This window comes from Marilutibacter spongiae (genome assembly GCF_014145325.1).
GTDB classification, from domain to species: Bacteria; Pseudomonadota; Gammaproteobacteria; order Xanthomonadales; family Xanthomonadaceae; genus Marilutibacter; species Marilutibacter spongiae.
This window is the reverse complement of the sequence record NZ_JACHTF010000010.1, coordinates 150,753-164,191: the sequence shown is the minus strand read 5'-3', so window position 1 is coordinate 164,191 and position 13,439 is coordinate 150,753. Positions and strand designations below refer to the sequence as shown.

Annotated in this window: 15 protein-coding genes and 1 tRNA gene; 11 read left to right on the top strand and 5 right to left on the bottom strand. The window is 69.6% G+C overall.

Annotated elements, in window-relative coordinates:
• From H4F98_RS10720 to H4F98_RS10715, 3 genes are all read left to right on the top strand, one after another.
• Nucleotides 1-1,136: hypothetical protein (locus H4F98_RS10720; protein WP_220479182.1), on the top strand; the 1,136-nt coding region annotated here is incomplete at its 5' end.
• A gap of 3 nt (nucleotides 1,137-1,139) precedes the next feature.
• Nucleotides 1,140-1,550, top strand: a complete 411-nt coding sequence (locus H4F98_RS17050; protein ID WP_425487596.1) for a helix-turn-helix domain-containing protein — start codon at nucleotides 1,140-1,142, stop codon at nucleotides 1,548-1,550.
• A complete protein-coding gene (locus H4F98_RS10715) occupies nucleotides 1,547-2,350 on the top strand; it encodes a tyrosine-type recombinase/integrase (RefSeq protein WP_425487595.1) in 804 nt (267 codons plus the stop codon). Before H4F98_RS17050 ends, H4F98_RS10715 begins: the two co-directional genes overlap by 4 nt.
• 64 nt (nucleotides 2,351-2,414) lie before the next feature.
• Here the strand turns inward: H4F98_RS10715 and H4F98_RS10710 are convergent.
• A tRNA-Phe gene (locus H4F98_RS10710) sits at nucleotides 2,415-2,490 on the bottom strand.
• 200 nt (nucleotides 2,491-2,690) lie between these two features.
• On the opposite strand from H4F98_RS10710, the gene H4F98_RS10705 reads away from it, so the two are divergent.
• A complete protein-coding gene (locus H4F98_RS10705) occupies nucleotides 2,691-3,170 on the top strand; it encodes a DUF6491 family protein (protein WP_246373094.1) in 480 nt (159 codons plus the stop codon).
• Nucleotides 3,171-3,207: 37 nt separating this feature from the next.
• Here the strand turns inward: H4F98_RS10705 and H4F98_RS10700 are convergent, their stop codons facing one another.
• Genes H4F98_RS10700 through ftsY form a run of 4 tightly spaced genes read right to left on the bottom strand, consistent with a single transcriptional unit; the run spans nucleotide 3,208 to nucleotide 7,127 of the window.
• Nucleotides 3,208-3,483 carry an oxidative damage protection protein gene (locus H4F98_RS10700; RefSeq protein ID WP_182687531.1) on the bottom strand — a complete coding sequence of 92 codons (276 nt, stop codon included), beginning with the start codon at nucleotides 3,481-3,483 and terminating at the stop codon, nucleotides 3,208-3,210.
• Between the two features lie 8 nt (nucleotides 3,484-3,491).
• Nucleotides 3,492-4,607, bottom strand: coding sequence for an A/G-specific adenine glycosylase (gene mutY, locus H4F98_RS10695; RefSeq protein WP_182687529.1), 1,116 nt, complete (start codon nucleotides 4,605-4,607; stop codon nucleotides 3,492-3,494).
• Nucleotides 4,604-5,875 (bottom strand): AsmA family protein, encoded by a 1,272-nt coding sequence (locus H4F98_RS10690; RefSeq protein ID WP_182687527.1) that lies wholly within the window; start codon nucleotides 5,873-5,875, stop codon nucleotides 4,604-4,606. Before H4F98_RS10690 ends, mutY begins: the two co-directional genes overlap by 4 nt.
• Before the next feature lie 19 nt (nucleotides 5,876-5,894).
• Nucleotides 5,895-7,127, bottom strand: a complete 1,233-nt coding sequence (ftsY, locus tag H4F98_RS10685) for a signal recognition particle-docking protein FtsY (RefSeq protein WP_182687525.1) — start codon at nucleotides 7,125-7,127, stop codon at nucleotides 5,895-5,897.
• Between the two features lie 66 nt (nucleotides 7,128-7,193).
• Between ftsY and rsmD the strand changes: the two genes are divergently transcribed.
• The 7 genes from rsmD to H4F98_RS10650 all read left to right on the top strand — a co-directional run bounded on the left by rsmD (nucleotide 7,194) and on the right by H4F98_RS10650 (nucleotide 13,406).
• On the top strand, nucleotides 7,194-7,877 hold the full coding sequence (rsmD, locus tag H4F98_RS10680) for a 16S rRNA (guanine(966)-N(2))-methyltransferase RsmD (protein WP_182687523.1): 684 nt from the start codon (nucleotides 7,194-7,196) through the stop codon (nucleotides 7,875-7,877).
• A gap of 87 nt (nucleotides 7,878-7,964) precedes the next feature.
• On the top strand, nucleotides 7,965-8,474 hold the full coding sequence (coaD, locus tag H4F98_RS10675; protein WP_182687521.1) for a pantetheine-phosphate adenylyltransferase: 510 nt from the start codon (nucleotides 7,965-7,967) through the stop codon (nucleotides 8,472-8,474).
• Nucleotides 8,475-8,520: 46 nt separating this feature from the next.
• Nucleotides 8,521-9,009: a hypothetical protein gene (locus H4F98_RS10670; RefSeq protein WP_182687519.1), complete on the top strand. Its 489-nt coding sequence runs from the start codon at nucleotides 8,521-8,523 to the stop codon at nucleotides 9,007-9,009.
• Between the two features lie 657 nt (nucleotides 9,010-9,666).
• Entirely contained in the window at nucleotides 9,667-9,915 is a 249-nt protein-coding gene (locus H4F98_RS10665) for a YfhL family 4Fe-4S dicluster ferredoxin (protein WP_182687517.1), read from the top strand.
• Between the two features lie 62 nt (nucleotides 9,916-9,977).
• Nucleotides 9,978-11,720, top strand: a complete 1,743-nt coding sequence (gene ggt, locus H4F98_RS10660) for a gamma-glutamyltransferase (protein WP_182687514.1) — start codon at nucleotides 9,978-9,980, stop codon at nucleotides 11,718-11,720.
• Nucleotides 11,721-11,724: 4 nt separating this feature from the next.
• A complete protein-coding gene (locus H4F98_RS10655; protein WP_182687512.1) occupies nucleotides 11,725-12,615 on the top strand; it encodes an MBL fold metallo-hydrolase in 891 nt (296 codons plus the stop codon).
• The gene (locus tag H4F98_RS10650; protein ID WP_182687510.1) at nucleotides 12,612-13,406 is read left to right on the top strand and encodes a TMEM43 family protein; all 795 of its coding nucleotides are present in this window, start codon (nucleotides 12,612-12,614) and stop codon (nucleotides 13,404-13,406) included. The genes H4F98_RS10655 and H4F98_RS10650 overlap by 4 nt, the downstream gene beginning before the upstream one ends.
• Nucleotides 13,407-13,439: the final 33 nt, after the last annotated feature.

The following is a 13,439-nucleotide window of genomic DNA, read 5'->3' as shown; positions in this document are numbered from 1 at the left end:
CCGGCCTCGGCCTCACGCAGGAAGCCGATGATCTGCTCTTCAGAAAAGCGCTTCTTCACGTCCAATCTCCTTACTCTGGGGAATTGGACTCCAGATCGCCGCGCTACTCAAAACCGGGGGGACGTCGGTCCCAGAGTGAGGGCATTGTTGCTCTGGCAGGCATCAGTCTCGGGGATCATCAGTTCATGACGCTCCCTCGTGGGCGAGGGCGTTTCGCCTTCGTGCTTGAGGACAACTGGTTCTCCATCCAGCTCTCCAATGCGACTGCTGGTGTATTGCCTCTGGCTTCCGTGCAGATTCGGAGCGAATACTTGACCGCCGTGGGGCCTGCGGAAGCCGTTTCTACTTTGACTCGGCTTGTCGCTCGGATGGGGAAGGTGTCAGGTCCGCCAGTGATCAGCCGCTTGGACCTGTTTGCCGACTTCTCCACGGGCCTCGACGTAGCGGCGATGCCAGGGAGTCATTGGGTCAAGCGGAGCAAGAAGCGGTCGATACACGAAGAGTGCGATCAGATCACCGGAATCTCGTTCGGCAGCGGAAACGAGGTCAGCGCGAGGCTCTACGACAAGACGCGGGAGATTCTGAAGTCTGGCAAAGACTACATGCGCCCGCTTTGGGCAGCGCAGGGTTGGGATGGCGAATCGCAGGTGTGGCGGATGGAGTTCCAGATTCGCCGCGAAGGTCTGCCGGAGCAGATGAAGGGGCCCGCGTCGGAGGTCTTGGCGCTCAACGGCAATCTCTGGCGATACCTATGCGAGGAATGGCTGCGTCTGGCGGTGCCTTCGCAATCCGACGACACTCGCAGTCGCTGGCCGACCCATCCTCTCTGGCAAGCATTGGCCGGGTCATGGGACCTAGATCCGGATGCGCCGCCACTCACCCGGGTCGAGAAGTCTCGCCTTCCCCCTGATGACTATCTTTTCCGGGCAGGAATCGCGGGCCTCACTTCGTTCATGGCACGCGAAGGAATCGAGGACTACTCGCACGGGCTGGGTGAGTTCCTTCAAGCCTTCGAAACCTACTTTGAAGGCCCGGACAAGGAGTTCCCCGAAGGCTTGCAGGCTTACATCCGTCGCAAGACCAAGGCCCAGGCGCGCCGCTACAACGTCCGGATGCCTGACCATGAACGGAGGTGAGCCATGCGCACGATGGACCTCCACGAGGCGGCGGTTTTCCTGCGTATGCCTCCCGCAGTTCTCCGGCTCCATGCGAGGCAGGGCCGGGTCAAGGCGGCGAAGCCGGGAAAACGCTGGGTCTTTCTTGAAGAGGATCTTGCCGCATACCTCGGCCAGCTTTACGCTGCCCGAAGGCAAGCGCCGCTAAGTGGCTCCAACTTGGAGGAATCCATATGGGGCTATACCAACGCGGCACTGTCTGGTGGGTCGACCTCACCACGCCGAATGGCGAGCGAATACGCCGCTCTACTGGGATTGAAGACCGAGCGCTCGCGCAGGAGTATCACGACCGGCTCAAGGTCGGCTTCTGGGAAGAGCAAAGGCTCGGGGTCCGACCCCAGCGCAGTTGGCAGGACGCCGCCGTCCGATGGGTGAAGGAAACCCGCGACAAGCGAACGCATGGAAAGGACATCGCCAAGTTGCGGTGGTTGGATCGCTACCTCGGGCACCTGCAGCTTTCCCAGGTGACCCGGGATGTGATTGACCAGATCGCCGAGCGGAAGACCCGGGAATCGAGTCCAAGCAACGCGAACCGCTACCTGGCGTTGATCCGGGCGATCCTGAGACGCGCAAGGGACGAGTGGGGGTGGCTGGAGTCCATCCCCAAAGTCCGGCTGTACCGGGAACCGAAGGGGCGAATCCGCTTCCTGACCCCGGACGAGGCCCGGCGACTGCTCCATGAGCTGCCGGCCCATCTCCGGGATATGGCGCAGTTCGCACTCGCTACGGGTCTGAGGCAGCGCAACGTGTCGTTCCTGCGGTGGGAGCAGGTAGACATGGCCCGTCGTGTTGCGTGGATCCATCCAGACGAAGCCAAGGCTGGCCGAGCCATTGGCGTCCCACTGAACGCATCAGCGCTGGAAGTGCTGGCGCGAAGGCAAGGGCAGGATGCCGAGCACGTGTTTACCTATGAGGGTATGCCCGTGGCGCGGTGTTCTACCAAGGCATGGAAGAAGGCACTGGAGCGCGCCGGGATCGAACGGACGTTCCGTTGGCACGATCTGCGACACACATGGGCGTCGTGGCACGTACAGAGCGGGACACCGTTGCAGGAGCTGATGGAGCTGGGCAGTTGGGCCAGCTACGAGATGGTCCTGCGGTACGCACACCTCGCGGCGGATCACTTGCGAGGGGCCGCGTGCCGGATCGACGGCACACTGGCGTCACAGCCGTAGAAAACGAAAAACCCGCAGCATGTGCGGGCCATCTGTAACGCCTTGATTTGTCTCCACCAAAAGATGGTGGCCGGGGAGGGAATCGAACCCCCGACACGGGGATTTTCAATCCCCTGCTCTACCAACTGAGCTACCCGGCCACGACACGGTGCGACCGTGTGAGGAGCGGCATGATACGGATGCGGGAAGGATGTGGCAAGCATCGTGGCAGGGCGGCGCGGTGGCGGGCGTTTTCCGGCGGTGGGTGGCGTGCGACGCCTGTGCCGCTTGCCGCGTATGGTGAGATGCATGCGTGTCGCCGCGGCGGCGGCACGTCCGGTTCGCCAGAGAGGAAAAGACGATGCAATTCAGCATGATGCGTTCGGCCCCCGGGTGTGCGCTGTTGGCGGTCCTGGTGGCAGCGGGTTTGTCGGCCTGTGCGACCGGCGACCGGATCAGCGACGACGAGCGGCTGGCGATCTATCGCGCGCATGCCGGCGAGCCGGTGAAGAGCTTCCGGTATTTCGGTCGCTTCGACAGCTGGACGCCGCTGGGCGACGAGGCGCTCGCGATCTGGACACGCCCGCAGGAGGCCTACCTGCTCGAGTTCGACGGCAGTTGCTACAACCTGGACTTCGCCACGGCGATCGCCTTGAGCGACCAGGGCGGAATGGTTTACGCCAAGTTCGACAAGGTGACGGTCCTGGGCGCCGGGGCGGGTGCGGTGTCGATCCCCTGCATCATCGGCGAGATCCGGCCGCTCGATACCCGCGCGATCAAGGCCGCGGAGGCCGACCGGCGCGAGAACGGGACCCAGCCCGCAGACGCGTCGGATGGGTAAGTCGCGGCCAGGGCATGGCCAGGGCGGCGCGGGATGACTAGGGCGCGTCCGCCGGGACGTAGCCGGCAGGCTTGTCGGCGCCGCCCTCGAACAGGAACTTCTCCATCTCCGCGGCCAGGAATGCCCGGTGCTTGGGGTCCATGGGCGACAGGCGGTTCTCGTTGATCAGCATGGTCTGGTGGGCCAGCCATGCGGCCCAGGCGTTCTTGCCGATGTGGGCGTAGACGCGCTTGCCCAGTTCGCCGGGCCAGGGGATGAAGTCCAGGCCTTCGGCCTCACGCTTCTCGTATTCGCAGTGGACGGTGCGGGGCATCGGGATCCTCAATCGTGGTCGGCGGGCGTCGCGTCGCTGGATTCGAGCAGTTTGCGGATGGGGGCGGGGATGCCCAGTGCCGTCAGTTGCGTCCGCGAGACCCAACGCAGGTCGTCATTGTCGCCGACGCGCTCGCGCAGGGCGACAGCCCGCCACCGGCGTGGGTGCAGGTCGAGCCGGAAATGGCTGAATGCGTGGGCGATCGAAGGCAGTGCCTCGCCCGCGTCGTAGTCCGGATCGGCATGCGTGGCCAGCCATTCGCGGGCGAGCGTGGCGTCGTCGGCCTGCGGCAAGGTCCATAGCGAGGCCCAGATGCCCGTCGGCGGACGTTGCTGCAGCAGGATCCGGCCCTGCGCGTCCTCCAGCCACAGCAGTTGGGCTTCGCGCCGGGGCAGGGTCTTGCCCGGTCGCGGCGTGGGCAGGCTGTCGGTGAGGCCGTCCCGGTGCGCGACGCAGGTTTCGCGCAAGGGGCAGAGCAGGCAGGTGGGCTTGCTGCGCATGCACAGGGTGGCGCCCAGGTCCATCTGCGCCTGGGTGTAGTCGGCCATGCGCGCGTCGGGCAGGGCGGGGTCTTCGACATGGGCCTCGGCGAAGGCCCACAGGCGTTTCTCGACCTTGGGCGCGCCCGGCCAGCCTTCGACGCCGTGGTAGCGCGCGAGCACGCGCTTGACGTTGCCGTCGAGGATGGCGTGGCGGTCGCCCCAGGCCTGGGACAGGATCGCCGCGGCGGTGCTGCGACCGATGCCGGGCAGCGCGACGAGCGCCTCGAGGTCGCGCGGCAGCTCGCCGCCATGCCGCTCGACGCAGGCGCGCGCGGCGGCGTGCAGGTTGCGGGCGCGCGCGTAGTAACCCAGGCCTGACCACAGCGCCAGGACCCGTTCCTGCGGCGCCGCGGCCAGCGCGGGCAGGTCGGGCAAGGCGTCGACGAAACGCTGGAAATAGGCGATCACCGTGGCGACCTGGGTCTGCTGCAGCATGATCTCCGACAGCCACACGCGATACGGCGAGCGCGGATGCTGCCACGGCAGGTCGTGGCGACCATGCAGGTCGAACCAGGCGAGCAGCGGGGTGGCGTAGCGGTCGCGATCGACGGCGACCGGCGGTGTCGGGCGGTCGCGGCTCATTGGGCTTCGTCCGACTCGAAGCTGAGCTCGACGCCGCGGAGAGTCGCTCCGGCAATCTGTACTTCGGGTGTCTGCAGTCGGCCTTCGATCGGCGGCAGCGGCGTGCCGGTCGCGATGGCGTCCAGCCAGGCCAGCACGGCCGGCAGGCGGAAGCGGGCGTCGAACCGGGTTTGCTCCCGCTCCAGCCGCAGGCGCGCCGGACTGCTGGCGTCGAAGGGGCCGGCATAACGCAGGGAGAACGGCAGGGGCGCGCGCGACTGGCCGAGCGGCGGCGGCAGCGTCGGCCACGCGGTGGGCCAGCCGGCCAGGCGCCCGTCCAGCGCCAACGCGAGCGGTGCCTCGCCGGGCCGCAGCACGAGCTGGCCATGGGCCTGCAGCGAAGGGATGGGGCTGGCGTCGCCGGTGCCGTCCAGTACGAGGGCATCGGGCGCAATCAGGAGGCCGTCGTCTTCGAGTTGCAGGCGCCCGTGCATGCCCAGCAGGAAGGGCAGGCGGGTAACGTCGGCCTCATAGCGCGCCGAGGTCCCGAAGCGCATCGGTGCGATCGTCACCCTGCCTGCTTCGCGCTGCACGGGGCCGGACAGGACGATCGTGGCGGGGACGCGCTTGCCGTCCAGGTCGGCGGCGAGGGTGCCGCGGAGCTGGAGCGCGCTCGGCTCGCCGTCCAGCAGCGCCTGGGCCTGGCCCAGTTCGACGGCGAGGTCGAAGCGCGCGCGCGAGGGCGGGTCGATGTAGTCGCCGCGGACCGTCGCCGAGAACGGGCGGGTGGGATGGAAGCGCGGCGCGTCGAGGGCAAGGCCGTGCAGGGCCCAGCCGTCGCCATCGACGTGGCCGTCGCGGACCTGCACGCCGTCGGTCAGCACGGGCAGGCGCGGCGGCGCGTCGGACGGGGGGCGGGCATCGAGCCAGGCCATCAGCGCCGGCCACTGCAGGCGCGGGCCGTCGAGTTCGATGCGTTCCAGGGTCAGGTCGGCGCCCCGGCTGCGCAGGGTGTGCCAGGGCAGCGACAGCCGGGCGCGATCGGCCTGCAGCAGCGGAGTGCTCGCGCCGGGCAGACGAGCGTCGAGGTCGCGCAGCACCAGGGTCGGCGTGCCGCGCAGGCGGTATTCGGCCGCGCCCGATGCGGTGATCTCCAGGCCCAGGGCCCGGCCGGCGGCGCCGAGCACGAGGGCGGCGACCTGCTGCGGGCGACTCAGCCAGAAGGCCAGCGCGCCAAGCACGGCCAGCGCGACGATCGCCAGCAGGACGAACAGGCGCTTGCGGCTCACGCGGCGGGCCACCCGGCGATCAGGCGCCGAGCGCCTCCGGAAGCAGGGCGTCGACGAAGGCCTCGGCGTCGAACACGCGCAGGTCCTCCGGACGCTCGCCGATCCCGGCGAATCGGATCGGGATGCCGAACTCGCGCGCCAGCGCGAACACCACGCCGCCCTTGGCGGTGCCGTCGAGCTTGGTCACCACCAGGCCGGTGACGCCGATGGCGGCATGGAACTGGCGCAGCTGCGACAGCGCGTTCTGGCCGGTGGTGCCGTCGATCACCATCAGCACCTCGTGCGGGGCGGCGGGGTCGAGCTTCTGCAGCACGCGCTTGATCTTGCCCAGCTCGGCCATCAGCCCCTGCTGGGTGTGCAGGCGCCCGGCGGTGTCGGCGATGAGCACCTCGGTGCCGCGCGCCTTCGCCGCCTGCAGGGCATCGAAGGCAACCGACGCCGCGTCGGCGTTCTGGCCCTGGGCGATGACGGCGACGCCGTTGCGCTCGCCCCAGGCCTGCAACTGGGCCACGGCCGCGGCGCGGAAGGTGTCGCCGGCGGCGAGCATCAGCGGGCGGCCTTCGTCCTTGAAGCGCTTGGCCAGCTTGCCGATGGTCGTGGTCTTGCCGACGCCGTTGACGCCGATCGTGAGCAGGACGAAGGGTTTGGCGTCGCGGTCGACCTGCATCGGCACCGCGACCGGTCGCAGCAGCGCCACCAGATCGGCGCGCAGCGCGGCGAGCAGGGCGTCGGCGTCGGCGAACTCGCGCGCCTTCATGCGCTTGCGCAGGCCTTCGACCAGGTCGGTGGTGGCGGTCACCCCGACATCGGCGGTGATCAGGGCGGTCTCGATCTCGTCCAGCAGGTCGTCGTCGAGACGGGGATTGCGCGAGAACAGGCCGCCCAGGCTGCGCGCGATGGCGCTGCCGCCCAGGCGCTCGCGCCAGCCGGGCTTGCCGGCGGCGGCGGGCGTCGCCGGGCGGGGTTCGGCCGCCGCGGGCGACTCGACGACCGTCGCAGGAATGGGCTCGGGCTCGGGCGTGTCGGGTTGGGCCGCCAAGGGCGCGGCCTCCATCGCCGCGGCGATGACTTCCTCGGGAACGGGCAGCGCTTCGACCGGCGGCGCCGGTTGCGGCGACGGGGCGGCCGGCGCGGGCGCGTCATCGTCGTGGGGCGCAGCGTCCGGGAAAGCCGCGGCGAGCTCCGCGATGCGGCGCTCCGACTCGGGATCCAGGGGCTTTTCGGGCTTCTTTCGGCGGAAAAAACTGACCATCGAGCGGGGGCGTCTGTATATGCGCGAGAATAGGCCCATGCTATCACCGCCCCCCGCCAAGCCCCGATGAAAAAGCATTCGACGCACCGGCGCCCGGCGCCATTGCCCGCGGCCGCGTCGACCTCCGCCGCAGCGGGCAAGGTCAGGCTGATCGGCGGACGCTGGCGGGGTACACGGCTGCCGGTCCCGGCGGTCGCCGGCCTGCGACCGACGGCGGACCGGGTCCGCGAGACCCTCTTCAACTGGCTGATGCCCGCGCTGCCCGGCGCGCGGGTACTGGACCTGTTCGCCGGCAGCGGCGCCCTGGGCCTTGAGGCGGTGTCTCGGGGCGCGGCCTCGGCGGTGCTGGTCGAACGCGACCGCGGCCTGGCCCAGTCCCTGCGCGAGACCGTGGACCGGCTTCACGGCGGCGAGGCCGTCCGGATCGTCGAGGCCGAGGCGCTGGGCTGGCTGCAGGGCCAGGCAGGCAAGACGGAGCGCTTCGACATCGCGTTCGTCGACCCGCCGTTCGCCGCCGGCCTGTGGGACGCCGCCCTGGCGGGCCTGCCAGCGCTGATGTCCGACGCCGCGTGGCTGTACGTGGAGTCGCCGGCCGATCACCCGCCACCGCTGCCGGCCGGCTGGTCGCTGCACCGCGAGGGGCGGACCCGCGAGTCGCGCCAGGCGTTGTACCGTCGCCAGGCCGTGCCCGCTGCTAAACTCGGGCCGGTCGACCCGCTGGGGGCGGACGCGTCCGGGACCGGTGGCTGAACCACCGCCGCACGCGCGCCGCCGATCGCGGCAGTGTTGCCGCGGAATCCTCCATCCACTTGAATTCGCAAGGAAAACGCACGCCCCATGACCGCGAACCGCCAACGCATCGCCGTCTACCCCGGGACCTTCGACCCCATCACCAACGGGCACGTCGACCTGGTGGACCGGGCCGCGCCGTTGTTCGAGCGCCTGGTGATCGGCGTCGCCGAGAGCCCCGGCAAGGGGCCGGCGCTTCCGCTGGCGCAGCGCGTGGAGCTGGCACGGCAGGCCGTGGCCCGGCATCCGAACGTGGAGGTGCGCGGCTTCGACTCGCTGCTCGCGCACTTCGTCTCCGACGTCGGCGCCGGCGTGCTGCTGCGCGGCCTGCGCGCGGTGTCGGACTTCGAGTACGAGTTCCAGCTCGCCAGCATGAACCGCCACCTCATTCCCGACGTGGAAACCCTGTTCCTGACGCCGGCCGAGCAGTACGGCTTCATTTCCTCGTCGCTGGTGCGCGAAGTCGCGCGACTGGGCGGCGACGTCTCCGGTTTCGTACCGCCCGCCGTGGCCGCCGCCTTGCAGGCCGAGTGGCAACGTACCCGCGAAGCGCCATAATCGAGTTTTTCAACCCCACATTCCGTTCAAACCAAGGGGAATCCCGATGAAGATGTCCACCCGCCTGATCCTGGCCGCCTGCCTCACCCTGCCTGTCCTGGCGGCCTGCCAGAAGGAAGAGGCGACGGAAGTGGTCGAAGCCGCTCCGGTTGCCAAGCCGACCACCAGCGACGAGAACGCCTGGGCCGAGTACCTGACCGATATCGTCAAGCGCAATGTCGGCGATGCGTCGAGCGTCTACCTGTACACGCTGCCCGCCGCCGACTCGGCCGACTACGAGGGCGAGTACCAGCGCCAGCTCGAGAAGGCGCAGACCGACGTCATGCGCGGTGGCGTCTCGGGCACGCTGCTGGCCTACGGTTCGCCGGATTCGGCCAAGACCGCCGACCTGGCCGTGGCCTCGTTCGAAATGGCGCAGAGCGGTTCGATGAAGGGCGTGCGCGTCCTGTTCATCGGCGACAACGCCGACTTCGCACGCGTCAAGACCGCCGTCGAGCCTTCCGGCGCCGTCTTCCAGTTCGTCGAAGCCAAGTGACGCCCTGACCCCTGCGCAACGCGCAGGGCTTTGTCAGTGCGTCATCCCCGAGAAAGCGGGGATCCAGCCTTTGGCTCTTCGTCCTTCGCCCGCGCCCCGGCGCGGGCGGCTTTGCCGGCGCGTCGTTCCGGACCTGCCCACGTCGCGGCTGCAAGCTCCAGGAGCTGGATCCCAGCGTCCGCTGGGATGACGGCTCGCGGATTTCGCGGGCTACGTGATGGAGCCGCTGCGGTGGGCTTTCGGCGTGGCGCGCAGGCGAAGCCCGTCGCTTGACCTCGTCGGTCGATCGCGCCGTCCCGCTCTCCAAATGCACCGGCACGCTCCCTTCGCGGGGCACGCAAGAGCCGTCATCCCCGCGAAAGCGGGGATCCAGCCTTTGGCTCTTCGTCCTTTGCTCGCGCCAGGCGCAAGCGACCTCGCCGATGCCTCATCCCCGCAGAACTGTCCGCGTCGCAGCTTCGGGCTCCAGGTGCTGGATCCCAGCGTCCGCTGGGATGACGGACTCATGTGCTCCTTCTGGCAGCCGGCGAGTAGATCGTATCGGCCATCCTGTACGGCGTGCTTGCCCACCTCGCGCAGCGCACGAGCCAGTGGAGGTCGAAGGGCTTACCATTACCCATTCATGCCCCACCCCTCTCAATCCCGGCTTCCACGCCCATGTCCCTGAAGATCAACGAGCTCTGCGTCAACTGCGACGTCTGCGAGCCGGCCTGCCCCAACCAGGCGATCTCGCAGGGCGAAACCATCTACGTGATCGATCCGGCGCGTTGCACCGAGTGCGTCGGTCACTTCGACGAACCGCAGTGCGTGGTCGTGTGTCCGGTGGAGTGCATCGATCCGGACCCGGACATGCCGGAAACCGAGACGCAGCTGTTGGCGAAACTGGCCCGGCTGCAGCAACAATGAACCGCGGGTCGCGTCCCGCCGCCATCCACCCAGCCGCCCGACGTGGCGACAGGAGCGAATCCATGCGCGTGATCCTGCGAACCCTGGCCCTTGCCGGCCTCCTGGCCTCGATGCTGCCGCTGCAGGCCTGCGCCGAAGCCGAGCCGCAAACGGGCGTCACGCCCACCGCCGCGGCCGCGCACCCCCCGGGGGCCGCGATCGCCAGCGCGCACGGCCTCTCGACCGACGCCGGGATGGAAATCATCGCCAAGGGCGGCAATGCCTTCGACGCGGCGGTGGCCGTGTCCTCGACGTTGTCGGTGGTCGAGCCGATCAGCTCGGGCATCGGCGGCGGCGGCTTCTTCCTGGTGCACGACGCCCGCAGCGGCCGCGATGTCTTCATCGATGCCCGTGAGACCGCGCCGGCGGCGGCGACCCCGGAGGCCTACCTCGACGCCAACGGCGAGCTCGATCGCGACCGCTCCGTCAACGGGCCATGGTCGGCCGGCATCCCCGGCCTGCCCGCCGCGCTGGTGCACCTGGCCGAGAAGTACGGCCAGTTGCCCCTGTCCGAATCGCTGGCGCCTGCGATCCGCATCGCGCGCGAGGGTTTCCCGATCTACGAGCGGCTGGCCAGCGGCTACGAGCGCCGACGCGAGGTGATGGAGCGCTACCGCGGCAGCCGCGAGCTGTTCCTGGCCGACGGCGATCCGCCGCAGGAAGGCGAAATCTTCCGGCAGCCCGATCTTGCCCGGACCCTTGAGCGGTTGGCGGAGAAGGGCCACGACGGCTTCTACCGCGGCGACGTGGCCGACAAGCTGCTCGCCGCCGTGGCCGAGGAGGGTGGGCAGTGGGAGGCCGCCGAACTGGCCGGCTACCAGGTGAAGGAGCGCGCGCCGATCCAGTTCGATTACCGCGGCTGGAAGGTGACCACCGCGCCGCCGCCGTCTTCGGGTGGCGTGGCGATGGCCGAGATCCTGCAGGTCCTGGAGGGCTGGGACCTGGACAAGCTCGATGCCGTCCACCGCACCCACGTGATCGCCGAGGCGATGCGCCGCGCATACCGCGACCGCACCCTGTACCTGGGCGACCCCGACTTCGTGGCGATGCCGATCGCCCGCCTGACCAGCCTGGACTACGCGGCGGGCCTGCGCGCCGGCATCCACCCGGAGAAGGCGACGCCCAGCGACCTGTTGCCGGGGCAGCTGGCGCCGCTCGAGGACGAGGAAACCACCCATTTCTCGATCATCGACGCGCAGGGCAACCGCGTGTCCGCGACGCAGACCGTGAACCTGCTCTACGGCTCGGGCATGGTCGCCCCGGGCACCGGCGTACTGCTCAACAACGAGATGGACGACTTCGCCCTGCGCCCGGGCACCCCCAACGCCTTCGGCGTGATGGGCTACGACGCCAATGCGCCCGAGCCCGGCAAGCGCATGCTCAGCTCGATGACCCCGAGCTTCATCGAATCCGACGACAGGGTCGCGGTACTGGGCGCGCCCGGCGGCAGCCGCATCATCACCCAGGTGATGCTGGGCATCCTGGCCTACGACGCCGGGCTCGGTCCCCAGGAGGTCGCCGCGCTGCCGCGCATCCACCACCAGTGGATGCCCGACACCATCGCCGCCGAGCCCGGCGCGCTGGACGAAGCGACCGTACGGGGCCTGGAAGCCATGGGCCATGCCGTCAGCGCCGGCGAGCGCCAGTGGGGCAACCTGCAGACCGTTTCCTGGGACAAGCGCTCCAACACCCTGTCGGGTGGCACCGACCCGCGCAATCCCGTCGGCAAGGTGGGCATCCGCGACGCGGCCGGCGAGGTACCCTAGGGCCATGAAGCTCTGGTCCCTGCTCGGCAACAGCCAGAAGCTCGACGGCGGCGCGATGTTCGGCAACGCGCCCCGCGCCGTGTGGGAGCGGTGGGCGGCGCCCGACGACGCCAACCGCATCGACCTGGCCTGCCGCGCGCTGCTGGCCACGCCGCTGGCGGGCAGGACGGTGCTGTTCGAAACCGGTATCGGCGCGTTCTTCGAACCGAAGTTCCGCGATCGATACGGCGTGGTCGAGTCGCGGCATGTCCTGCTCGATTCGCTGGCCGAGGCCGGCTTCTCGCCCGCGGACATCGACGTGGTCGTGCTGTCCCACCTGCACTTCGACCATGCCGGTGGCCTGCTGCGCGCCTGGCGCGACGGCGAGCCGCCGCAACTGGTGTTCCCCAACGCGAGTTACGTGGTCGGTCGCGCGCATTTCGAACGTGCGCGCCAGCCGCATCCGCGCGACCGCGCGAGCTTCATCCCGGAACTGCCGGAACTGCTGGAGAACACCGGGCGGCTGGAACTCGTCGACGGCGAGCACAGCCAACTGCTGGGCGAGAGCGTGCGCTTCCATTACAGCGATGGCCACACGCCGGGCCTGATGCTGGCGGAGATCGTCGGGCCCGAGCGCGTGGACGGCCAGCCGCATGGCGGCGTGGTGTTCTGCGCGGACCTGATCCCCGGCCGGCCCTGGGTGCACGTGCCCATCACGATGGGCTACGACCGCAACGCCGAGTTGCTGATCGACGAGAAAAAGGCCTTCCTCGCCGACATGATGGCGCGCAACGTGCATCTGTTCTTCACCCACGACCCCGGTTGCGCGCTCGCCCAGGTGGTGCGCGACGAGAAGGGGCGCTACGGCACTGCGCACGAGGTGCCCGGCCTGCAGGCACGGGCGCTGGCTGCATGACGCCCCGCGCGAGGCTTCCGGACCTGGGCCTGGCGCTGAAGGCCAGTCGGGCGGCGTGCCTGGCGGCGATGCTCGCCTCGTTCGGAGCCGCGGCCGTGCCCGTGGTGGCGACGGACGCCGGGACCGGGGTGCCGGTGCTCGAAGAAGGCGCCACGCCCACGGCGCAGGCGACCCTGGAAGACCGGGACTTCGGCGTCCGCACTCGCGCGATGGGCCTCGACCGCCAGGTCGAGATGTACCAGTGGCGCGCTGCCGGGGACGGCTACGAAGCCGTGTGGAACAGCGCGCTGATCGACTCCTCGGGTTTCGACGACGCGCACCGCAACCCGCCGATGCCGCTCGACACGCAGCGCTGGTGGGCCAAGGACGCGACCCTGGCCGGCTATCCGGTCGACGTCGAGGTGCTGCGCGCGCTGGGGGAGTGGCGGACCTTCCGCCCCGGCTTCTCGCGCCTGCCGTTGAACATGGCCGCCACCTTCCAGCCCGACGGCGATGGCCTGGGCAGTGCCGAGAACCCGCTGCACCCGCAGGTCGGCGACCTGCGGATCCGCTGGCGCGAGCTGGTCCTGCCGCCCTTGCAGGGGCGGGTCGCCTTCCGCGACGGTGCCTGGCGCCTGCGCCGCTCCGCCGCGCCGGGCACGCGACCACCCGGTGGCGCGACCGCCGCCACGATCGATGCGGCGAACCCGTCGCCGCCGCCGGAACCCGCGGTCTGGAACTGGACCTGGGCGCTCGTTGGCCTGGCCGCCCTGGTCGTCCTGCTGCTCTTGCGCCGGCGCCGCAGGCGCTGAACGGCCACGCCCTCGACGCTTTCCACGGAGACA

What these genes read in the sequence shown, in the direction of transcription:
- H4F98_RS17050 (WP_425487596.1), top strand. Translation starts at nt 1,140, where the DNA reads ATGCGCACGATGGACCTCCACGAGGCGGCGGTTTTCCTGCGTATGCCT.
- H4F98_RS10705 (WP_246373094.1), top strand. Translation starts at nt 2,691, where the DNA reads ATGCAATTCAGCATGATGCGTTCGGCCCCCGGGTGTGCGCTGTTGGCG.
- H4F98_RS10700 (WP_182687531.1), bottom strand. Translation starts at nt 3,483, where the DNA reads ATGCCCCGCACCGTCCACTGCGAATACGAGAAGCGTGAGGCCGAAGGC.
- mutY (WP_182687529.1), bottom strand. Translation starts at nt 4,607, where the DNA reads ATGAGCCGCGACCGCCCGACACCGCCGGTCGCCGTCGATCGCGACCGC.
- ftsY (WP_182687525.1), bottom strand. Translation starts at nt 7,127, where the DNA reads ATGGTCAGTTTTTTCCGCCGAAAGAAGCCCGAAAAGCCCCTGGATCCC.
- rsmD (WP_182687523.1), top strand. Translation starts at nt 7,194, where the DNA reads ATGAAAAAGCATTCGACGCACCGGCGCCCGGCGCCATTGCCCGCGGCC.
- coaD (WP_182687521.1), top strand. Translation starts at nt 7,965, where the DNA reads ATGACCGCGAACCGCCAACGCATCGCCGTCTACCCCGGGACCTTCGAC.
- H4F98_RS10670 (WP_182687519.1), top strand. Translation starts at nt 8,521, where the DNA reads ATGAAGATGTCCACCCGCCTGATCCTGGCCGCCTGCCTCACCCTGCCT.
- H4F98_RS10665 (WP_182687517.1), top strand. Translation starts at nt 9,667, where the DNA reads ATGTCCCTGAAGATCAACGAGCTCTGCGTCAACTGCGACGTCTGCGAG.
- ggt (WP_182687514.1), top strand. Translation starts at nt 9,978, where the DNA reads ATGCGCGTGATCCTGCGAACCCTGGCCCTTGCCGGCCTCCTGGCCTCG.
- H4F98_RS10655 (WP_182687512.1), top strand. Translation starts at nt 11,725, where the DNA reads ATGAAGCTCTGGTCCCTGCTCGGCAACAGCCAGAAGCTCGACGGCGGC.
- H4F98_RS10650 (WP_182687510.1), top strand. Translation starts at nt 12,612, where the DNA reads ATGACGCCCCGCGCGAGGCTTCCGGACCTGGGCCTGGCGCTGAAGGCC.